The sequence below is a fragment of the Neisseria sp. HMSC065C04 genome (assembly GCF_001815375.1).
Lineage (GTDB): Bacteria > Pseudomonadota > Gammaproteobacteria > Burkholderiales > Neisseriaceae > Neisseria > Neisseria flavescens_D.
In genome coordinates this window covers 191,568-212,110 of record NZ_KV820381.1, presented here as the reverse complement: position 1 = coordinate 212,110, position 20,543 = coordinate 191,568, and the positions used below count along the sequence as shown (strand labels likewise).

General features: G+C 49.7%; 19 protein-coding genes. 13 read left to right on the top strand and 6 right to left on the bottom strand.

The window, feature by feature from the left end:
* The first annotated feature begins 36 nt into the window (after positions 1-36).
* Entirely contained in the window at positions 37-1,125 is a 1,089-nt protein-coding gene (locus HMPREF3022_RS01050; protein ID WP_070765006.1) for a FlxJ family methyltransferase, read from the top strand.
* Between the two features lie 91 nt (positions 1,126-1,216).
* On the opposite strand, the gene HMPREF3022_RS01045 is transcribed toward HMPREF3022_RS01050, so the two are convergent.
* Positions 1,217-1,873 carry a cytochrome b/b6 domain-containing protein gene (locus HMPREF3022_RS01045; protein WP_070765005.1) on the bottom strand — a complete coding sequence of 219 codons (657 nt, stop codon included), beginning with the start codon at positions 1,871-1,873 and terminating at the stop codon, positions 1,217-1,219.
* A gap of 53 nt (positions 1,874-1,926) precedes the next feature.
* On the opposite strand from HMPREF3022_RS01045, the gene HMPREF3022_RS01040 reads away from it, so the two are divergent.
* Both HMPREF3022_RS01040 and HMPREF3022_RS01035 read left to right on the top strand, forming a co-directional pair.
* On the top strand, positions 1,927-2,808 hold the full coding sequence (locus tag HMPREF3022_RS01040) for an NAD(P)H-hydrate dehydratase (RefSeq protein WP_049332530.1): 882 nt from the start codon (positions 1,927-1,929) through the stop codon (positions 2,806-2,808).
* 150 nt (positions 2,809-2,958) lie between these two features.
* The gene (locus HMPREF3022_RS01035) at positions 2,959-3,906 is read left to right on the top strand and encodes a bile acid:sodium symporter family protein (RefSeq protein WP_049332528.1); all 948 of its coding nucleotides are present in this window, start codon (positions 2,959-2,961) and stop codon (positions 3,904-3,906) included.
* A 97-nt stretch (positions 3,907-4,003) separates the two neighbouring features.
* Here HMPREF3022_RS01035 and HMPREF3022_RS01030 read toward each other — a convergent pair whose 3' ends face one another.
* Positions 4,004-4,567, bottom strand: a complete 564-nt coding sequence (locus HMPREF3022_RS01030; RefSeq protein WP_049332526.1) for a YceI family protein — start codon at positions 4,565-4,567, stop codon at positions 4,004-4,006.
* A 278-nt stretch (positions 4,568-4,845) separates the two neighbouring features.
* Here HMPREF3022_RS01030 and ilvD point away from each other — a divergent pair, with 278 nt between their 5' ends.
* The 7 genes from ilvD to ubiE all read left to right on the top strand — a co-directional run bounded on the left by ilvD (position 4,846) and on the right by ubiE (position 10,148).
* Positions 4,846-6,705 carry a dihydroxy-acid dehydratase gene (gene ilvD / locus HMPREF3022_RS01025; RefSeq protein ID WP_049332524.1) on the top strand — a complete coding sequence of 620 codons (1,860 nt, stop codon included), beginning with the start codon at positions 4,846-4,848 and terminating at the stop codon, positions 6,703-6,705.
* A 69-nt stretch (positions 6,706-6,774) separates the two neighbouring features.
* Positions 6,775-6,906: a hypothetical protein gene (locus HMPREF3022_RS11825; RefSeq protein ID WP_256388404.1), complete on the top strand. Its 132-nt coding sequence runs from the start codon at positions 6,775-6,777 to the stop codon at positions 6,904-6,906.
* A gap of 69 nt (positions 6,907-6,975) precedes the next feature.
* Positions 6,976-8,265: a CAP domain-containing protein gene (locus HMPREF3022_RS01020; RefSeq protein ID WP_070765004.1), complete on the top strand. Its 1,290-nt coding sequence runs from the start codon at positions 6,976-6,978 to the stop codon at positions 8,263-8,265.
* 76 nt (positions 8,266-8,341) lie between these two features.
* Entirely contained in the window at positions 8,342-8,575 is a 234-nt protein-coding gene (locus tag HMPREF3022_RS01015; RefSeq protein WP_070504647.1) for a cytochrome b6, read from the top strand.
* 1 nt (position 8,576) lies between these two features.
* Positions 8,577-9,008 carry a gamma-butyrobetaine hydroxylase family protein gene (locus HMPREF3022_RS01010; protein ID WP_070504650.1) on the top strand — a complete coding sequence of 144 codons (432 nt, stop codon included), beginning with the start codon at positions 8,577-8,579 and terminating at the stop codon, positions 9,006-9,008.
* 139 nt (positions 9,009-9,147) lie between these two features.
* Entirely contained in the window at positions 9,148-9,381 is a 234-nt protein-coding gene (locus HMPREF3022_RS01005) for an MBL fold metallo-hydrolase (protein ID WP_234395079.1), read from the top strand.
* A gap of 29 nt (positions 9,382-9,410) precedes the next feature.
* On the top strand, positions 9,411-10,148 hold the full coding sequence (gene ubiE / locus HMPREF3022_RS01000) for a bifunctional demethylmenaquinone methyltransferase/2-methoxy-6-polyprenyl-1,4-benzoquinol methylase UbiE (protein WP_004519946.1): 738 nt from the start codon (positions 9,411-9,413) through the stop codon (positions 10,146-10,148).
* 164 nt (positions 10,149-10,312) lie between these two features.
* Here the strand turns inward: ubiE and HMPREF3022_RS00995 are convergent, their stop codons facing one another.
* Positions 10,313-11,443, bottom strand: a complete 1,131-nt coding sequence (locus HMPREF3022_RS00995) for a polyamine ABC transporter substrate-binding protein (protein WP_049332512.1) — start codon at positions 11,441-11,443, stop codon at positions 10,313-10,315.
* A gap of 251 nt (positions 11,444-11,694) precedes the next feature.
* Here HMPREF3022_RS00995 and alaS point away from each other — a divergent pair, with 251 nt between their 5' ends.
* From alaS to HMPREF3022_RS00980, 3 genes are all read left to right on the top strand, one after another.
* Positions 11,695-14,586 (top strand): alanine--tRNA ligase, encoded by a 2,892-nt coding sequence (alaS, locus tag HMPREF3022_RS00990; RefSeq protein ID WP_070765003.1) that lies wholly within the window; start codon positions 11,695-11,697, stop codon positions 14,584-14,586.
* A gap of 379 nt (positions 14,587-14,965) precedes the next feature.
* Positions 14,966-15,766 (top strand): YidX family protein, encoded by an 801-nt coding sequence (locus tag HMPREF3022_RS00985; RefSeq protein ID WP_070765002.1) that lies wholly within the window; start codon positions 14,966-14,968, stop codon positions 15,764-15,766.
* 97 nt (positions 15,767-15,863) lie between these two features.
* Entirely contained in the window at positions 15,864-16,100 is a 237-nt protein-coding gene (locus tag HMPREF3022_RS00980) for a DUF6429 family protein (protein WP_049332507.1), read from the top strand.
* Positions 16,101-16,386: 286 nt separating this feature from the next.
* Here the strand turns inward: HMPREF3022_RS00980 and HMPREF3022_RS00975 are convergent, their stop codons facing one another.
* From HMPREF3022_RS00975 to HMPREF3022_RS00965, 3 genes are all read right to left on the bottom strand, one after another.
* Positions 16,387-17,244 carry a CAF17-like 4Fe-4S cluster assembly/insertion protein YgfZ gene (locus HMPREF3022_RS00975; RefSeq protein ID WP_070765001.1) on the bottom strand — a complete coding sequence of 286 codons (858 nt, stop codon included), beginning with the start codon at positions 17,242-17,244 and terminating at the stop codon, positions 16,387-16,389.
* A gap of 122 nt (positions 17,245-17,366) precedes the next feature.
* Positions 17,367-17,930, bottom strand: a complete 564-nt coding sequence (locus tag HMPREF3022_RS00970; protein ID WP_070629721.1) for a peptidylprolyl isomerase — start codon at positions 17,928-17,930, stop codon at positions 17,367-17,369.
* A 199-nt stretch (positions 17,931-18,129) separates the two neighbouring features.
* Positions 18,130-20,352, bottom strand: a complete 2,223-nt coding sequence (locus HMPREF3022_RS00965) for a TonB-dependent receptor (RefSeq protein WP_070765000.1) — start codon at positions 20,350-20,352, stop codon at positions 18,130-18,132.
* Positions 20,353-20,543 lie beyond the last annotated feature (191 nt).

Genomic DNA, 20,543 nt, shown 5'->3' with positions numbered 1-20,543 from the left:
ATATACTTATTAACTTTTTAGTGGAAAACCAACAATATGCAACTCTTCCCTGCCCTAGAACAACGCTATTCCCACGAACACCAGTCCGCAGGCGAGGCTCAACGTCTAGCTCAAGAAATCGCTTTTGCACCGATTGTGTTCCAAGTTTCCCGCCTGATAGTGAAATTTGGCATTCTGGACCTGCTGAACGACCATCCAGACGGCCTCACTCAAGCCGAAATCGCCGAAAAAGCGAAAATCAGCAACTACGCGGCACAAGTCCTGCTGGAAGCCTCGCTGTCTATCGGCACTGTCTTGACTCGCGACAACCGCTATTTCATCAGCAAGGCCGGTTGGTTTGTCCTCAAAGATAAAATGGCCCGCGTCAACATGGATTTCACACAAGAAATCTGCTACCAAGGCATGTTTGATTTGGAAAAAACCCTGCAAACCGGCAAGCCTGAAGGCCTGAAAGTATTCGGCGACTGGCCGACCATTTACGAAGGCTTGTCTTCATTGCCAAGCATCGCGCAAGAAAAATGGTTTGCATTCGACCATTATTATTCCGACAACTCCTTCGCCGAAGCACTCAACACAGTGTTCGCCAAACCGGTTAAAAAACTGCTCGATGTCGGCGGCAATACCGGCCGCTGGGCAGAGCAATGCGTCAACCACAATGCCGAAGTCGAAGTCACCATCATGGATCTGCCACAACAAATCGGCTTAATGCGTGAGGCGACCAAAGGCAAAAACGGCGCGGACCGTATCCACGCTCATCCGGCCAACCTGCTTGATCCTGAAATTCCGTTCCCGACCGGTTTTGACGCAATTTGGATGAGCCAATTCCTAGACTGTTTTACCGAAGAACAAGCCACCAGCATTCTTCAACGCGCCGCTGCATCTATGAGCGAAAACACCAGCCTCTACATCATGGAGCCTTTCTGGGACAGACAACGCTACGAAACCGCCGCCTACTGCCTGACCATGACCAGCCTGTATTTCACTGCCATGGCCAACGGCAATAGCAAAATCTTCCACTCTGAAGACCTGATCCGTTGCGTTGAAAAAGCCGGATTGAAAGTAGCGGAAATTTCAGACGGCATCGGCCGAGGCCACAGCATCCTGCGCTGCGTTAAGGCCGTCTGAACATCATCTTTTAAACCCTAAAAAGCAACCGACCCCAACAGCCATTGCAGCTATCGGGGTCGGTTGGTTTTTGGGTGTCCAACTTAAAACATCAGCCGCGCAACATCCATACTGCGCACACTAACCCAATCGCCACCACCAAAGCGGCAAGCAGTTGTCCCATTCCGGCCAATTTAGGCTGCTTGGCATCGATGGTTTTAAAGCCGTTAATCATCGGCATAATCAAATCCTGTTTTTTCACAAAACGATACAGCAAAACAGCCGCAATATGTACGCCCGCCAAAGCAGCCAAAACATTAAAGAAATTGACATGGATTTTTCGCGCCAGCATACCAGCATGTTCGCTGACCAAATGATTCAAAAAGCCGGAATTGGTAAACGTATTTTCATCGGCGGCAAATAAGCCTGTGGCCGTCTGAAAAACCAAGGCGGCCAATAAAGCGATGACCATCAGCGCGCCCAAGGGATTATGGCCGACCAATTCGTCTTCAGACATTTGGCCTTGCGTGTAGCGGCGGATTTCGGAAAACGGGCGCACAAATTGGCTGAATTTTACCGTATCGCTGCCCCAAATCCCCCAGCACAAGCGGAAAACCACCAACGCCAGCATCAACAAGCCGCCGCGCAAGTGCCATACCAGCATATCGCCACCTTGGGTTGCGCTGTACCACATGAATCCCATCAATAACACCAAGAGCCAATGGAACAGGCGCGTAGGTGCATCCCAAACTTTTATTTTTTGCTTCATTACCTTTTACTTTCTGATTTAAAATTAAATTTCTTATCTTGGAAGGTTACGCCATGCAGCCCATCTACACGCTTCCCGAATCGCTTCAAGCTTTTCAGACGGCCTTAGCATTTCCCGACGTATTCCGCCCCCGCGCACAAGAATCGCACAAAGGCACATACGGCACGCTTGCCATTATCGGCGGCGCAACGGGAATGAGCGGTGCGGTGGTTTTGGCAGCCACAGCCGCCATGTATCAAGGATGCGGCAAGGTTTGGGCAGGCTTCAACCAAACCATGCTGCCTTTTGCCATTATTCCCGAACGCCCTGAAATTATGCTCGCCACTGCGACCCAACTAATGGAACGCAACGATGTCAGCGCGCGGGTAATCGGTTGTGGCTTTGGCTTGGACGGATTATCAGAGCAGCTGCTGCTCCAAATCCTGTCGACACACCATGACCAGCCTTTATTGCTCGATGCAGATGCTTTGACACTGCTCGCCCGTTCTTCTGAATTGGCCGAACGCCTCAAATCGTACAAACATATCGTCCTGACACCTCATCCGGCTGAAGCCGCCCACCTGCTCGGTACCGATACCCAATCAGTTCAAGCCGACAGGCAAAAAACCGTAACCGAAATCAGCCGTAAATATGGCGCGACCGTCGTATTGAAAGGCCATCATACATTAGTGGCCACAGCAGACGGCATAGTCTATACCAACACCAGCGGCAATGCCGGTTTGGCCACCGCAGGCAGCGGCGATGTCTTGAGCGGCATTATCGGCAGCCTGCTGGCACAAGGCATTCCGGTATTCCAAGCCGCCTGCGCAGGCGTATGGCTGCACGGAGCGGCAGCCGATGTCATCAAACACAGCAGCCAAATCGAAACCGGTATGCTTGCCGGAGAAATCGCACCTGCCGCCCGATGGCTGCGCAATATTTTATCAAAAGAATAATACTGTCTATATCATAAATACAAATTGCAGGCCGTCTGAAAATCAATCTCTATTTTCAGACGGCCTGGTTTATTTTTAAGTCATTTTGCAAATTAAGGTTAAGGCGTGTATCCTTGACTTCCCTTAAAAACAACTTCACAACATATTATCATGAGTATCCTCAATAAAATCAGCAACTTTATTGGAAAAACATTTTCCCTTTGGGCGGCGCTCTTTGCCGGTATCGCTTTTTTCGCACCCGATACCTTCAAATGGGTCAGCCCTTACATTCCTTGGCTTCTAGGCATCATCATGTTCGGCATGGGCTTGACGCTCAAACCTTCCGACTTCGACATTTTGTTCAAACGCCCCAAAGCCGTCATCATCGGCGTGATTGCACAATTCGCCATCATGCCGGCAACCGCCTATCTGCTGGCCAAGCTGTTGAACCTGCCTGCCGAAATCGCAGTCGGTGTGATTTTGGTCGGCTGCTGCCCGGGCGGTACGGCTTCCAATGTAATGACTTATCTGGCGCGTGGCAATGTGGCTTTGTCGGTTGCCGTTACATCGGTTTCTACTCTGATTTCTCCATTGCTGACCCCCGTCATCTTCCTGATGCTTGCCGGTGAAATGCTGGAAATCCAAGCGGGCAGTATGTTGATGTCCATCGTCAAAATGGTTTTGTTCCCCATCGTTTTGGGCTTGATTGTCCATAAAGTCTTGGGCAACAAAACTGAAAAACTGACCGACGCGCTGCCGCTGGTTTCCGTTGCCGCCATCGTGCTGATTATCGGCGCGGTTGTCGGTGCCAGCAAAGGCAAGATTATTGAAAGCGGCCTGCTGATTTTCGCGGTTGTCGTACTCCACAACGGTATCGGCTATCTGCTCGGCTTCTTTGCCGCCAAATGGACCGGCCTGCCTTATGATGCACAAAAAACGCTGGCCATCGAAGTCGGTATGCAAAACTCAGGCTTAGGCGCCGCGCTTGCCGCCGCACACTTTGCCGCCGCGCCGGTCGTTGCCGTTCCCAGCGCATTGTTCAGCGTGTGGCACAATATCTCCGGCTCGCTTCTGGCAACTTATTGGGCAGCCAAAGCCGATAAAAATAACGAATCCTAAACGTCTTTAATCATCAGGCCGTCTGAACAGGGATAAACGAAATCAACGATTTCTGCCTTACCTGTTTAGACGGCCTTTATTTTGAAATCAAGCAGGATTATTGTTTGGCTGCTTCGATTTGGATATTGATGTTTACTTTTTTGCTCATACCGGCACTCACTAAATAATCCAAGCCCCATTTGGTACGGTCGATGGTGGTGCTGAAGTCGCCGCCGCATACTTCTGCTTTTAACATCGGGCTTTGGTAGCAGTTGAATTTGTCGGCTTTGAGTTTTACCGGCGCAGTTTTGCCGTTCATGGTCAGGTTGCCGTCAACAGACAGCAATTTTTTGCCGTTGAAATTGAATTTGGTGGATACAAAACGGATTTCAGGGTATTTGTCTGCATTGAAAATATCGGCAGATTTCAAATGTTGAGTAAAGCGATCTGAACCGGTTTGCAGTTTGGACAAAGGCAATACGATATCGATTGAGCCTTGGCGTTTGGCACGATCAAATTCCAAATTGCCGGTCAAACCATAAATACCGCCGACGTTGGTGCTGGTGTTGAAATGGTCGATGGCAAAGCGGGCATTGGCATGAAATTCGTCCACTTTATAAACAGCGGCAGACGCAGCAGAAGCCAACATGGCAGAACACAATGCAAACATGATTTTTTTCATTGTCTTATCCTTAGAAATGTGAGAAGTTCCCTATCATATCACTTTTTGATGCCAACATCTTTTGCAACTGAGAAAGACAACGTTTCATCTTAAGAAAACTTCAGGCCGTCTGAAAGAATGAGCAGCAAATTCAGGTGAAGTAAATACAGTTTAGTTTTATTACAAAATAGCGTGCTTCATCGCTCGTAATTGGTATAAAATACCGAGTTATTTCTACAACGGGCCGCCAATTAACCAGCCTATTTCAGACGGCCTCAGCATAAAACAAAGGAACAAAAATGCCTGAATACCGCTCCAAAACCTCTACCCACGGCCGCAATATGGCAGGCGCGCGCGCATTGTGGCGTGCGACCGGCGTCATGGAAACCGACTTCGGCAAACCGATTATCGCCATTGCCAACTCCTTCACACAATTCGTCCCAGGCCATGTGCACCTGCACAACATGGGCCAACTGGTTGCCCGTGAAATCGAAAAAGCCGGCGGCATTGCCAAAGAATTCAACACCATCGCCATTGACGACGGTATCGCCATGGGCCACAGCGGTATGCTCTACTCCCTGCCTAGCCGCGACCTGATTGCTGACTCCATCGAATACATGGTCAACGCCCACTGCGCCGACGCGCTGGTGTGCATTTCCAACTGCGACAAAATCACCCCGGGCATGCTGATTGCCGCCATGCGCCTGAACATTCCGACCATCTTCGTTTCCGGCGGCCCGATGGAAGCAGGTAAAGTTATCGGAGTTGCAAACATTCAACCCGAACGCCGCTTGGACTTGATTGATGCCATGATCGAATCGGCTGACGACAATATCAGCGACAAACAAGTCGAAGAAGTCGAACAAAACGCCTGCCCGACTTGCGGCTCCTGCTCCGGCATGTTTACCGCCAACTCCATGAACTGCCTGACCGAAGCACTCGGCCTTTCCCTGCCGGGCAACGGTTCTTATCTGGCTACCCACGCAGGCCGCAAAGAATTGTTCCTCGAAGCCGGCCGCATGATTGTCGAAATCACCAAACGCTATTACGAGCAAGACGACGAAACCGTATTGCCACGCAGCATTGCCACCAAAAAAGCGTTTGAAAACGCCATGACCATGGACATCGCCATGGGCGGCTCTACCAATACCATTTTGCACCTGTTGGCCGTTGCCAACGAAGCCGGTGTCGATTTCAAAATGGCAGACATCGACCGCCTGAGCCGTGTTGTGCCTTGCATCTGCAAAACCGCGCCAAACAATCACGACTACTATATGGAAGACGTGCATCGCGCAGGCGGCATCTTCGCCATCCTGAAAGAATTGGACAAAGCCGGCAAACTGCACACCGACGTGTACACCATCCACGCGCCGACCCTGAAAGACGCAATTGAAAAATGGGATGTGACCAACCCTGAAAACACCCATGCCATCGAGCGTTTCAAAGCGGCTCCAGGTGGCGTGCGCACTACTCAGGCGTTCTCGCAAAACCGTATGTGGAAAACCCTCGACCTCGACCGCGAAAAAGGCTGTATCCGCGATGTTAAACATGCCTACTCGCAAGACGGCGGCTTGGCAGTATTGTTCGGCAATATCGCCGAGCGCGGTTGCGTAGTGAAAACCGCAGGCGTGGACGAGAGCATCCTCAAATTTACCGGTCGCGCCCGCGTTTTTGAAAGCCAAGAAGACGCAGTAGAAGGCATTTTGGGCAACCAAATCGTGGCAGGCGATATCGTCATCATCCGCTACGAAGGCCCTAAAGGCGGCCCGGGCATGCAAGAAATGCTGTACCCGACTTCCTACCTGAAATCCAAAGGTTTGGGCAAAGCCTGCGCCCTGCTGACCGACGGACGCTTCTCCGGCGGTACTTCCGGCCTGTCCATCGGTCACGCTTCGCCTGAAGCGGCAGAAGGCGGCGCAATCGGTTTGGTACACGAAGGCGACACCATCGAAATCGACATTCCAAACCGCAGCATCCACCTTGTCATTTCCGATGAAGAGCTTGCCGCACGCCGCGCCGAAATGGAAGCACGCGGCAGCAAAGCGTGGAAACCGGAAAACCGCGACCGCTACGTCTCCGCAGCCCTGCGTGTCTACGGCGCAATGGCGACTTCCGCCGACAAAGGCGCAGTACGCGACGTATCGCAAATCGAACGTTAATTAACCTGACTTTAAGGCCGTCTGAACGCTTTCAAGTGTTTCAGACGGCCTTCATTCAAACGGACACATATGGACAAATTCATTTTAGCGATGATCGGCATGGCCATTGCCCTCTTGATTATTATTGGCGGAGGATTTATCGCTGTCGAATATTTCAAATCCCATCCTGAAGCATTCCAAGTCAAGCCGCTATCAAAATAATCATTTAACGGCATGAGTTTCAAGGGGAAACATCTACATACTCAAGGCCGTCTGAACGCAGTACATATAATGAAACACATTCTTTACTGGCTGGGTGGTTTTGCCGTCGCCCTCGGCATATTCCAATACTACGAAACCCATCGCTATTCCGAAGACCAGCTCATTTACGCCCGACCGCCGCAAAATCGTACTGCCGTTGCCGATTTTGACGCCTTGGCGTATTTAAATTTCCTCCGCTCCTCAGCCAATCTGCCCGTACTGGCGCACTCAGCCACACTCGAACGCGCCGCACGCAATCATGCCCGCTATCTGCTGCAAAACCCTGACGACGGACATGACGAACATAATACGCGCAATCCCTTTTATACAGGCCCACGCCCATCAGACCGCACGCGCAAAGCCGGTTATGCCTATAAAGGCGTGCACGAAAACGTCAGCACCGGCCAGCACCCGCCAAACGAAAAAATCAACGACCATCTGCCTGCCCAACATCAGCTGGACAATCTAATGACGGCGATTTACCACCGTCTCTCCTTACTCGATCAAAATATCGACGAGGCCGGAGCGTCGTTTGAATCACAAGGCAAACAAATCGCGTTAAGCATCAATCAAGGCGACAGCAGATTCAACAGCCTCTGCCAAAAAAACCGCCCCCTATCCGACCTCAGCCGTTCGTTTTATCAAGATGCCTGTCATGGTCATGCCATTGTTTATGCGGATGAAATTTCCAACCGCAAAACCCAGCCTTACATCACCTATCCGCAAGGCAACTTCGCTTCGCCGGTTTTCCACGGCGAACGTCCCGACCCTATGCCGCATTATGAAATGACCGGCAATCCGATCAGCATCGCCTTCTCAGAACAATCGCCTCCGGTCAAAATGCGTTCGTTCAAACTGTATCAGGACACAAAAGAAATCAGAGACGTCAAAATCTTAGATAAAGATAATGACCCGAACCGCCTCCTGACCGAACGTCAATTTGCGCTGTTTCCTTTACAACCATTGGAATACGACACCGACTACCGAGCCGTGTTCGAATACCGTCAAAACGGAAAAGACAAAACGGCCGAATGGACATTCAGCACGCAAAAACCCGATTATCCTTACTTCATCGTCAAAGGCGGTGAAACGCTGGCCATCGAATCCGGACAAAAATATTTTATCCATTGGCAGGATTTTTGGTGCTTGAAGCAATGCGAACGCTACAACTACCGCATGAACCGCGACACCCAAATCGACATTATCGAACGACAGGCCGGCGGTATTATTATCCGTGTCAACGGAAGCAAAGGCAGCAGCATCCGCTTAATGCCCGAAGGCGAAGACAGGCGCGCCATTACACTTTATTTATGGAAATAAAGCCGTTTTCAGACGGCATGAAGCACCAAAAAGCTGATAAAATACCGCCTCACCCCCCTATGGCAAGCTATCCAATATGACCAAACATCCGCAAACAGCAGCCAATACCCGCTATGCCTTTGCCAGCATTGCCGCCATGTTGGTCGCGTTTTTACTGTTCGTTGCCGTCATGTTGCTGCCTTTGGGGCTGACGGCGGGCACGCAAGTAAGCCTGATACGGCTTTCACTCTACGCAATCGTGCTGTTTGCCGTACTTGGCGGTATTTTTTCTGTACGCGTTGCCTATTTGCGTAAAAAGAACGGAGCATGACATGACCCAAGCCGATAAAATTCCACAAGAAATCCGCCTCCAGCAAGAGCGGCGCGTACTGACTTTGGTCTATGTTGACGGTGCCAAGAGCCTTCCTGCCGAATATCTGCGCGTGTACTCGCCCAGTGCGGAAGTGCGCGGACACGGTGCCGGCCAAGATGTTTTGCAAACAGGCAAAGCCGAAGTCAGCATTACCGATTTGGACCCCGTCGGCCAATACGCATTGAAAATTACTTTTTCAGACGGCCACGACAGCGGCCTTTACGATTGGGACTATCTCTACCGACTAGCGCACAATCAAGACGCGCTTTGGCAAAACTATCTCGACCGCCTCGAAAAAGCCGGCGCGTCTAGAACACCAAGTGCCGAAGATTTGAAACCCAAACACACGCATTCCTGCGGTAGTGGCGGTTGCGGCGGAAAGGCCGTCTGAAAAAAGGCGAGACCGTAACATTGGACGACGGTAGGATCATTGACCTCTCCCCGCCCAAAAAAGATAGATAGTAGCCATCTTCGATGATACCAAAGCCTATCCGCAGGCAGCGCACGCCGCACAAAACACAGACGTTTTGGTGCATGAAGCAACCTTTGCGGCAGGCGATGAAGAGACAGCGGAACGAGTGTTCCAATCAACCGTATCCAATGCCGCCAAGCTGGCTTTGCAAGCCAATGTGAAACAACTTTACCTGACCCACATCAGCGCACGTTATACCGAAAAAGAGCAACGCCTGATGCTGGAGCAACAGACACAAACAATATTTCCCGCGTCGAAAGTGGTTGGTGATTTCGACGTATTCGATATCTGAATCCGTATTATTTTAAGAAGGCAGACACTATGAGCGACCACAAAACCCATTTCGGCTTCTCTACCGTTGACGAAGACGAAAAAGCAGGCAAAGTTGCAGAAGTCTTCCACTCCGTGGCAAAAAACTACGACATTATGAATGACGTAATGTCCGGCGGTCTGCACCGTGTTTGGAAACATTTCACCATCAATACCGCCCGCCTGAAAAAAGGCGACAAAGTATTGGATATCGCCGGCGGTACTGGCGATTTGTCCCGAGGCTGGGCAAAACGTGTAGGCAAAGAAGGCGAAGTTTGGCTGACAGACATCAACTCCTCCATGCTGACGGTCGGCCGCGACCGCCTGCTCAACGAAGGCATGATTCTGCCCGTATCGTTGGCAGACGCTGAAAAATTGCCGTTCCCCGACAACTATTTCAATCTGGTTTCCGTCGCATTCGGCCTGCGCAACATGACACACAAAGATGCCGCGCTGAAAGAAATGTACCGCGTATTGAAACCGGGTGGCACCCTGCTGGTGTTAGAATTCTCCAAAGTGTATAAACCTTTGGAAGGCGTGTACGACCTCTACTCTTTCAAACTGTTGCCGATTATGGGCAAACTGATTGCCAAAGATGCCGACAGCTACCAATACCTCGCCGAATCTATCCGTATGCACCCCGACCAAGAAACCTTGAAGCAAATGATGCTGGATGCAGGCTTCGACAGCGTGGATTACCACAACATGAGCGCAGGCATTGTTGCCTTGCATAAAGGCGTGAAATTCTAAGGCCGTCTGAAACAAACACAAAGGGCGTGATTGATACACACGCCCTTTATTTTTAAATCTTCCAAGCCAATCTGACACAAAACAAAGGCCGTCTGAACAGCCGTAAAACGAAATCAAGGATTTCGATTACACCATTCAGACGGCCTTAATACGTTTAAATCAGCTTAGGTTCCTGCTTTCACGCTTTGCCATTGACGGACCATAAATTTCAATGCCGCCGGTTGGATAGGCACCATAATAAAGCTGTTTTTCAAATCCTCATCGGTCGGGAAAATCGTATTGTCGTTTCTAAACTCTTCATCCATCAGCTCTTGAGCCGGTTTGCTGGACGGCGCATAAGTAACAAAATTGCCGTTTTTCGCCGCAACTTCAGGATCTAAGAAATCATTGATATACGCATGGGCATTGGCCACATGTTTCGCATCTTTCGGAATCACAAACGAATCCACCCAAATCCCCACGCCTTCTTTCGGCATCATCACACGGATTTTTTCCTTGCCGCCTGCTTCTTCGGCACGACGTTTGGCAATGTTCAAATCGCCGCCAAAGCCAATCGTTACGCAAGTATCGCCGCGCGCCAAATCATCGATAAAACCGGACGAAGTAAAACGCTTGATGTACGGACGGTTTTTCTTCAAGACCTCCGTAGCCGCCTTAATATCAGCCGTTTCGCTGCTGTTTGGATTTTTACCCATATAGTTCAACACCATAGGATAAATCTCCGCCGCGCTGTCCAAATAGCTGATGCCGCATTGCTTGAGTTTGGACGTGTATTCGGGGTTAAACACCAAATCCCATTGATTGTCCGGCAGCTGATCCGTGCCCAAAGCCTTTTTCACACGCTCGGTATTGATAGCGAAGGTGTTAGTACCCCAATAAAACGGAACGGCATATTCGTGGTTCGGATCAACGCCTTCCATCAACTTCATCAACTGAGGATTCAAGTTTTTATAGTTGGGAATCAATGATTTGTCGATTTTCTGATACGCACCTGCCTTAATCTGCCTACCGACAAACGCATTGGAAGGAGCCACGATGTCGTAACCCGACTTGCCGGTCAATACCTTGCTTTCCAGTGTTTCATCGCTGTCATATACATCGTAAGTTACTGCGATACCGTGTTTTTTCTCAAACGCGGCAACCGTCTCGGGATCGACATATTCCGACCAGTTGTAAATGCTCAATACCTTTTGATTATCGGTTTGAGCCGCCTTGTCGGCAGAAGTTTTGTCCGAGCCGCCGCAGCCGGCCAATGCAAGCACAGTCAGTACGATGAGGGGCAGATGTTTGGTCATTATCATTCCTTGCGTATCCGGTTGAAAATAGAGAGGCATTATAAAGCAGGCAAGCCCGAGCGGATAGGCTTCATTGTTAAAAGATATCGCCCCGCTTAAGGTCGTCTGAAAGACAGCTTGCCGCCAACTTAAAACCTTTCTGCCGATAGCTTGAAATATGGTTTTGCGGTAAGATAACGCCCATTCGTTTTTAATCTCAACGCGCCGTCCGGGCCGTCTGAAATCTTTGTACAAAAATTTATCGAGACATTATGAAAACCACCGAACTACGCCAAAAATTCCTGAAATTTTTTGAATCTAAAGGCCACACCATCGTCCGCTCCTCCTCGCTCGTGCCACACGACGACCCGACCCTGCTGTTTACCAACGCAGGCATGAACCAATTTAAAGACGTATTCCTCGGCTTTGACAAACGCCCCTACAACCGCGCCACTACCGCGCAAAAATGCGTACGCGCAGGCGGCAAACACAACGACTTGGAAAACGTAGGCTACACCGCCCGTCACCACACCTTCTTTGAAATGATGGGCAACTTCTCCTTCGGCGACTACTTCAAACGCGATGCCATCCACTTCGCTTGGGAATTCCTGACTTCCCCTGAATGGTTGAACATCCCTAAAGACAAACTCTTGGCAACCGTTTACGCAGAAGACGACGAAGCCTACAACATCTGGTTGAACGAAATCGGTATGCCTGCCGAACGCATCGTCCGCATCGGCGACAACAAAGGTGCGAAATACGCATCCGACAACTTCTGGCAAATGGGCGACACCGGCCCTTGCGGCCCTTGCTCCGAAATTTTCTACGACCACGGCGAAGAAATCTGGGGCGGCATTCCGGGCAGCCCTGAAGAAGACGGCGACCGCTGGATTGAAATTTGGAACTGCGTATTTATGCAGTTCAACCGCGAAGAACAAGGCAATATGAATCCACTGCCTAAGCCTTCCGTCGATACCGGCATGGGCTTGGAGCGCATGGCCGCCGTCATGCAGCATGTTCACAGCAACTACGAAATCGACTTGTTCCAAGACCTGCTCAAAGCCGTTGCCCGCGAAACCGGCTCAGCTTTCAGCATGGAAGAACCCAGCCTGAAAGTCATCGCCGACCACATCCGATCCTGCTCCTTCCTGATTGCAGACGGTGTCTTGCCTTCCAACGAAGGCCGCGGCTACGTATTGCGCCGCATCATCCGCCGCGCCGTGCGCCACGGTTACAAACTAGGCCAGAAACAGGCGTTTTTCTACAAACTCGTGCCCGATTTGGTGAAAGAAATGGGCGCCGCGTATCCTGAGTTGAAAGAGAAACAGACACAGATTATGGAAGCCTTGCGCGCGGAAGAAAGCCGCTTCGGCGAAACGCTGGAAAAAGGCATGGGCTTGTTCAACCAAGTGCTCAACGGCATGAAATTCCTGAAACTGGAAAGCTTGTTGCCGCAAGACGGTGTAGGCAAACCTCTGACATTGAAAACCGCAGATGGTGTGGAATTTACCGCCGCTTCCCGTGTTGCTCCGAGCAAAAAGCAAATCGTTATCCGTCCTCGAGTTTCAGGCAGCCTGAACGAAGGCATGTATATCGATTTGCAGGCTGCTTTGGAAACCGCCCATATTCCCGACGCGAAAAAACCGTTTGCCGAAGCCTTGAATACCTACTTGATGGACAACATCGCCAACAGCAAACTCGTTATCGGCGGCGAACACATCTTCAAACTCTACGACACCTACGGTTTCCCCTACGACCTAACCGCCGACATGGCGCGCGAACTGGGCATCGAACTGGACGAAGCAGGCTTCGAGCGTGAGATGGAAGCCCAACGCACACGCGCACGCGCCGCACAAAGCTTCAAAGCCAATGCCCAACTGCCTTACGAAGGTCAAGACACCGAGTTTAAAGGTTATAGCGAACGCCAAACCGAATCCAAAGTTCTCGCCCTCTACAAAGACGGCGAGCAAGTCAACGAATTGAACGAAGGCGAAGAAGGCGCCGTCGTTATCGACTTCACCCCGTTCTATGCAGAATCCGGCGGTCAAGTCGGCGATGTCGGCTATATCTTCGCAGGCGAAAACCGCTTTGAAGTACACGATACCCAAAAAATCAAAGCGGCCGTATTCGGCCAATTCGGCGTACAAACCTCAGGCCGTCTGAAAGTCGGCGACAGCGTTACCGCCAAAGTGGATGACGAAATCCGCAATGCCAATATGCGCAACCACAGCGCCACCCACTTGATGCACAAAGCCCTGCGCGATGTATTGGGCGAACACGTTGAACAAAAAGGCTCTTTGGTTACCGCCGAATCCACCCGTTTCGACATTTCCCATCCTCAAGCGGTAACTGCCGAAGAAATCGCCGAAGTCGAACGCCGAGTCAACGAAGCCATCTTGGCCAACGTTGCCGTCAATGCAGCCATTATGAGCATGGAAGATGCCCAAAAAACCGGCGCCATGATGCTCTTCGGCGAAAAATACGGCGACGAAGTACGCGTACTGCAAATGGGCGGTTTCTCTACCGAATTGTGCGGCGGTACACACGTTTCACGCACCGGCGACATCGGCCTCTTCAAAATCATTAGCGAAGGCGGTATTGCCGCAGGCGTGCGCCGTATCGAAGCCATCACCGGCCTGAACGCACTCAAATGGGCGCAAGATCAAGAGCGTTTGGTTAAAGACATTATTGCCGAAACCAAAGCCCAAACTGAAAAAGACGTACTGGCGAAAATCCAAGCAGGCGCAGCACACGCCAAAGCATTGGAAAAAGAATTGGCACGCGCCAAAGCCGAACTCGCCGTCCATGCAGGCGCCAAACTCTTGGACAATGCAAAAGACTTGGGCGCAGCCAAACTCGTCGCCGCCCAAATTGAAGCCGACGCAGCCGCCCTGCGCGAAATCGTGACCGACTTGACCGGCAAATCCGACAACGCCGTAATTCTTTTAGCGGCAGTAAACGACGGCAAAGTCTCCCTGTGCGCAGGCGTATCCAAACCGTTGACTGCCAAAGTCAAAGCAGGTGATCTGGTTAAATTTGCAGCCGAACAAGTCGGCGGCAAAGGCGGCGGCCGTCCTGACTTGGCGCAAGCCGGCGGTACAGATGCCGACAAATTGCCTGAAATGCTAGGAAGCGTGGAAGGTTGGGTTAAAGAGAAGCTGTAATGTAGGAAAGTACAGGCTGCCTGAAAGTGGGTTTTCAGGCAGCCTTTTTGTGCAGTAAATTGCCTTGTTGTTTACATTTTTTTCTACGATGGATGACCTTTGTGTTGGCTTAAATGATTTTTTAAGCATCTATCCGCCATTATCAAGAATCAAGCGGATTTTCCGTGCCTATCATCATTCTTGGCAATATCGAACAACTGCTCAAGCAGGCCTTCAATCAAACACTGAATCGTAAATCATGCTATTGATTCCCACAAACTACTTGAAACCAAGCATTTCGATCACTGCCTGTTTCAGGTAGCCTTTTCTTCAAGAAAATGTTAATATTTGCAAAGACTACGTAAACTAAAACTCATCAACTCAATCAAAGGAGCCTGCCATGTTTGCAAAATCCCTGTTGAAACCCCTCTTCCTCGCCGCCACACTGATGTTGCTCAACGGCTGCGCCACTTATGCACTGTGGGAAAATCACGACTCACGCGGTTCCAACTCTTACAGCTTAAATCTCGTCGAAAACGACTCCGTTGTCGGCTTTGCCCGCGTCAAGCCCGACAGCCAAAAACTACCGCCCAACAGTATCGTAATGTTGGGCGAGAGCTATATCTATGTGCTGACCAAAGGCAGCAACCCTAGGGCTGAAAGCGGCGAAACAGCCCGGGAAGTGGATTTGGGCGCGATTTTAAACGTCAAGTTGTCCCAACCCTTCCAAATGTACGCACCCTCCAATGATGCCGAAAAATGCTGCAGCACCCCGCCTCGGAAAGGATTCAGACTGGCCACCAACGAATCAAAGCAACGTTTCTGCAGCACGGATTTCGATTTAGTTTACCAAGAAAACCCGTGCCTTTCCCTCGCCGAGCGCCGCCAAGAACGCACCGAACTGCGCCGGCTGCAATTCAGGCAGGTTACCGACAGCAAGGGCGCGTCCCGCTATGCCCGTACCATCCGGGTGTGCGGCCAGCTCTATGCCCGCCCGAGCGACATGAACTACGACTACCGTTTTGAAACTCCGCTGCCTGTAACCCTCCACACCTCGGTAACCAAAACCGGTACAAGCGTATCAGGGGGGACGGTCGGCCGCGCACTCGCTACCCCGTTCACCGCTGCTGTCGATATCGTTACCCTGCCCGTTAGCCTGCCTATGCTATGGATTTTTAAAAACATGCATGTAGGCTTCTAAATTCAGACACAAGGGAGGGAGGCCGCTTGGTAATCCTACTTTTTTCAGGCAGCCGTAGCCTGTATCGTTATCAACCCAACAAGAAAGCCCCAACCCTATGCCCTACAACCACCAAAAAATGGAAAACGCGCTGTTCGCCCTAATCGGCGCATTGGAATTTGAAAACGGCCGTTTTTGGAAAGGCTACGATTTTGATCTGCTCAATAGCCTGCACGAACAAGGCTTAATCAGCCAGCCTTGGGGCAAAGCCGAATCCGCCTATCTCACCCCCGAAGGTTTGGAAAAAGCCAAAGCCTTGGTAAAAGAAATGTTTGGCGAGGCATCGGATTTGTAGCAAACCGTAGCCTGCATTCCCACCAACCGCGTGCGTGGCTATGCCACACACCCTACCTGCGGGCGACGCAAACCTTAAGATTAAGGTGCAGGTGTGTGCGGTACGCACGCACGCGGTTTTTGTTGCTACCGAATGATTCCAAACCATGCCGTAATCCAGTCAGCAGCAAACGCAGCTTGGGTCATGTACCAACAAAACTCAATATCAAAGGCCGTCTGAATTTCAGACGGCCTTTCTATTTTCATTTCAAGCTGATATTTAAGCTTTTTATTCAATCATCTAACAATCAATCTTTCTCAACCGTAAAAAACAGTTCTTCCTGTTTCAAAGCATTACCGTCTGCATCGGTTAATGCTGCTTCTGCTGCGGAAAACTTGATAACTGCAAGGCTTAGGCTGCCTTGTTCAGTCAGTGCTGTGTTGAGGATGACGCCTGCTTCTTCCTCACCAACTTTGACGGCAATACCGGCGGCTTCTAAAGAATCGCCGCTTAATACGGCCAGTCCGCGTTTGACTTGGCCTCGGTATTGGGCGCGGGCGATGATTTCTTGGCCGGGGTAGCAGCCTTTACGGAAATGGACGGCGCCGATGATGTGTTGGTTGAGCATTTGGGCAACGGCCGCTTCTTTGGTTGCGGCGCAAATCCACGGATAGCCGCTGCGGATTTCGTGCAGGTTCCACACGTTTTCGGCTCCTGCTTGATATTCGACTGCATTTTCGGCTGCTGAAATTTTCAGACGGCCTGTGTGCGGCAAGGCAATTTCTACGGCGTTTTCTTGAATTTGGGCCGGGAAAGACAGTTGCGGTTCGGTAGCAGGATGAGGTTCTGCATTGTCTGCCAACTCGCCGCTTACTGCCAAATCAGGCATCAGCTCGAAGACGACTTTTGCACGCAAGACAAACATTCTCAGACGTTTGACGATGGCTTCGGTCAAATCTTGAGCCATGATCAACAGTAAATCTTCTCCGCGATTGACGACCAACATATTCGCCAACACACGGCCTTTAGGCGTATTGTATGTGGCATAACATGCTTGACCGGAAGCTAAATTATTAATATCGTTGGATAATTGGCCATGAAGAAATGAAGCTCTGTCTTCGCCGCTGACGCGGACAACGCCGAAAAAAGGCAGGCGGGTTTGCATAATCGACTCCTTAAATGGTAGATGCTGAATTATCGCCCAAATTGCCGCTTATTATCAAATAAATAAATTCAGGCCGTCTGAATGTTTCAGACGGCCTGTTGTTTGGATTCAAGCAATCAAAATTATTTGATGCTGACTTTACGGATAATCACGGCTTCGGTTGGAACGTCTTGATGATAGCCGCGTGTCGCAGTTTTCACTTTGCTGATTTTACGGACAACGTCCATACCGGAAGTGACTTTACCGAAAACGGCATAGCCGTAGCCTTGAGGGGTTTTGCTTTTGAAATTCAAAAAGTCGTTGTCGGCCGTATTGATAAAGAACTGGCTGGTTGCAGAATTTGGATCGCCGGTGCGCGCCATGGCGATGGTGCCAACGTTATTTTTCAAGCCGTTGTCTGCTTCGTTGTTGATGGCTTTATCGGTGGATTTTTGAACCATTTTCTCGGTAAATCCGCCGCCTTGAATCATAAAATTGTCGATAACGCGGTGGAAAATCGTGTTGTCGTAAAAACCTTTTTTGGCGTAATTGACAAAGTTTGCCACGGTTTTCGGCGCTTTGACTTCATCCAACTCCAGTTGGATGTTGCCCATATTGGTTTCAATCACCGCATGGGTAACCGCTTGCGCTTGCACGGAAAGTGAGAGTGCGAGGGCGCACAGGGTCAGTTTGATGGATTTTTTCATATGTCTTCTCGAATAATGTATTGTGAAAATGGAATATTAACCTTGTTTCGCGTGAAATCCATAAAAAACATGTAAGATTTTTCAAGCAAAAAACATAAGGCAATCAAATCAGGCCGTCTGAAAAGGGATAAAAAACAAATTTTTGCTTTTTATCATTCCCTTTCAGACGGCCTGCTATTACGGTCAAACCGAAATCAGATTAGAAATCCAATTCCGCTTTCAGCCAATAAGTACGCGGCATACCAACAACGGCGAAGCTACGGTCGAAACGTCCCCGCTGAATCTGCCAATATTTTTTATTGAATAGATTTTCCACTGATCCACCGATAGTAAGGGTATTGCCTTTACCAACTTTAGTACGGTAGCGCGCACCAGCATCAACCAGTGTATAAGACGGTAACTTATAGGTATTGGATGCATTCTGATAGGACGAACCGTAATACTGTACGTTGGTATTCAGAGTCAACCCTTTGACAAACGGCGTATCCCATTCCAAACCTGCTTTGGCAATATATTTAGGACTGGTTACCTGATGTCCGTTTACCAGATTATCCGACCAAGTTGGGAAATCGATCAGGTCAGAACGAATAAAACTCATCCCGATGCTGGGACGCAATGTTTTGTTCAGCAGATTAGCATAGACGTTCAGTTCCAAACCGCGATAACGTTCTTTACCCTGTTCTTCGCCACTAACTGCCAAACCTGCTTTTCGATAGGCTGCAAAATCAGTACCGCTCTTAGTGTTTCCGCGCCAGTAACCTGGACGGGTAATTTGGTAGATATTGGCAGAGGTAACGATGTCGCCCCAGTTCTTGCGAACACCCAATTCAACCTGTTGACTTACGCGGGGTTTAGAAACAAGTCCGGTTTCTTCATCCACCTCACCCGGTTCCAAATCTTCCATAAAATTTCCATAAACGACGAAATCAGGGGAAGGAACCCAAGAAGCTGCCAGCATTGGACCAAAACGGCTTTTGCTGACTTTTCGATTCGTCAGATGGTTATTTTCCTTCACCCACTGGTAACGTCCACCCAAAGTCAGGCGTATGGTGTTATCAACAAAGCCCAAAGTATCGGATACGGCAATACTTGGTGTTGTCTGTGTGATATTGACACTTTGTCTTTCTGCACTTGGAAATTTCGGTGTAATGCCCGAAAAGTCCGGAGCATAGATGTTGCTTCTGAAAGCATCACCATAATTACCCGGTCCGCTTTTATGATTGCGGGAGCGGGAAATATAGTCCAAAGAAGCTGCCCAGTTGTGAACGATCGGGCCGGTTTCAAATTCTCCACGCGCCTTTAATGTACCACTGGTCGTGCGCGATTGAATGTTCCAAGGAGACGCAGCACCCGCCCTATAATTTCCTAACTGCCATCCCTTAAGTGAGGGGTCATCCATCCTCAATTGGATAAAACCACCGTAATATTTCGACTCCATATGCCCAATACCACCGGATAACTGCATGTTGTAGTCAGTATCGTACTCAAACGTCAACATATTGGTAACAGTTTTGGTGGTCTGCTCATGCCAGCTTGGAGCTAGGTTGATTTTACCGTTAGGAGCAGCAGGCATAGCAAAATTGTAATTTTGCATATCTTGGAAACGTGCACGGCCGCCGGCAGTATTACGGTGGTTATACATGGCATCATAGGCAATACGCAGCTTCTCTCCACGGTAATCAGCATTCAGGCCGAACTCCTGATTATCTTCATCATAACCTTTACGCGGGGTATCGCCTTTACGGTATTTCCCGCTTAAACGCACACCTAATTCTTTGTTTTCGCCGAAACGTTGGCCTAAGTCGAATGAGCCTTGTACTCGGTTATTACTAAACCAACCCAAACCAATTTTGCGGTTTCCTTCATCGGATGCTTTTTTGGTTTCAATGTTGACAGAAGAACCTGTCGCCCCTTCCGGATCCATACCTACGGTTGAACTGGATGCACCTTTAATTAATTGGGCAGATGCCACATTGGCAGTCGGCGTGTGCCAGTAAGAATATAGGCCGGGCAGTCCATTGATACTGAACTGTTTGGCATCTAATTGCAAACCACGAACATACAGCCCCTGCAGGGTATTGCTTTCGCCACCAAACTGCATTACCGAAGCATCGTTCTTGGCGATTGTATCTACTAATGTACGGGATGCGTTGTTTTCCAATACTTTTTCGTCGTAATTGACGACTGTAATTGGTGCTGTAAAGGCATTTGCCTTGCCCAGCAGTCCTAAGTTCACACGATCGCGTAAGTCACCGTCGCTGGCAATAGAATACGAGCGTGCGGCCTTCACGCGTTTGGCGTCGGCGTGGACTTTGACTTCCTGCACTTCTGCATGGGCTTCGGGAGCAGGGGTGGCTTCATCGGCGGCGTAGGCGAATGCGCTTGCAACCACAAGCGGCATCAGGGCTAATTTGCTGTTCATAAATTCCTTCTGAATTGAAATATTAATAATTCTTATATCGGGTAAAAAATTACAAAGTAATTTAGCTTTGCGATTATATTTGATAAGATTCCTACTTTCCACAAAAACAAATAAGAACTGTTTGTAAATACAAAAATACAACAGTTTGAAAAACTATTTTCATAGTGATCATAATTCAATAAATTTGCCGT

Coding starts and splice junctions, on each gene's coding strand:
- HMPREF3022_RS01050 (WP_070765006.1), top strand. CDS start 37: ATGCAACTCTTCCCTGCCCTAGAACAACGCTATTCCCACGAACACCAG.
- HMPREF3022_RS01045 (WP_070765005.1), bottom strand. CDS start 1,873: ATGAAGCAAAAAATAAAAGTTTGGGATGCACCTACGCGCCTGTTCCAT.
- HMPREF3022_RS01040 (WP_049332530.1), top strand. CDS start 1,927: ATGCAGCCCATCTACACGCTTCCCGAATCGCTTCAAGCTTTTCAGACG.
- HMPREF3022_RS01035 (WP_049332528.1), top strand. CDS start 2,959: ATGAGTATCCTCAATAAAATCAGCAACTTTATTGGAAAAACATTTTCC.
- HMPREF3022_RS01030 (WP_049332526.1), bottom strand. CDS start 4,567: ATGAAAAAAATCATGTTTGCATTGTGTTCTGCCATGTTGGCTTCTGCT.
- ilvD (WP_049332524.1), top strand. CDS start 4,846: ATGCCTGAATACCGCTCCAAAACCTCTACCCACGGCCGCAATATGGCA.
- HMPREF3022_RS11825 (WP_256388404.1), top strand. CDS start 6,775: ATGGACAAATTCATTTTAGCGATGATCGGCATGGCCATTGCCCTCTTG.
- HMPREF3022_RS01020 (WP_070765004.1), top strand. CDS start 6,976: ATGAAACACATTCTTTACTGGCTGGGTGGTTTTGCCGTCGCCCTCGGC.
- HMPREF3022_RS01015 (WP_070504647.1), top strand. CDS start 8,342: ATGACCAAACATCCGCAAACAGCAGCCAATACCCGCTATGCCTTTGCC.
- HMPREF3022_RS01010 (WP_070504650.1), top strand. CDS start 8,577: ATGACCCAAGCCGATAAAATTCCACAAGAAATCCGCCTCCAGCAAGAG.
- ubiE (WP_004519946.1), top strand. CDS start 9,411: ATGAGCGACCACAAAACCCATTTCGGCTTCTCTACCGTTGACGAAGAC.
- HMPREF3022_RS00995 (WP_049332512.1), bottom strand. CDS start 11,443: ATGACCAAACATCTGCCCCTCATCGTACTGACTGTGCTTGCATTGGCC.
- alaS (WP_070765003.1), top strand. CDS start 11,695: ATGAAAACCACCGAACTACGCCAAAAATTCCTGAAATTTTTTGAATCT.
- HMPREF3022_RS00985 (WP_070765002.1), top strand. CDS start 14,966: ATGTTTGCAAAATCCCTGTTGAAACCCCTCTTCCTCGCCGCCACACTG.
- HMPREF3022_RS00980 (WP_049332507.1), top strand. CDS start 15,864: ATGCCCTACAACCACCAAAAAATGGAAAACGCGCTGTTCGCCCTAATC.
- HMPREF3022_RS00975 (WP_070765001.1), bottom strand. CDS start 17,244: ATGCAAACCCGCCTGCCTTTTTTCGGCGTTGTCCGCGTCAGCGGCGAA.
- HMPREF3022_RS00970 (WP_070629721.1), bottom strand. CDS start 17,930: ATGAAAAAATCCATCAAACTGACCCTGTGCGCCCTCGCACTCTCACTT.
- HMPREF3022_RS00965 (WP_070765000.1), bottom strand. CDS start 20,352: ATGAACAGCAAATTAGCCCTGATGCCGCTTGTGGTTGCAAGCGCATTC.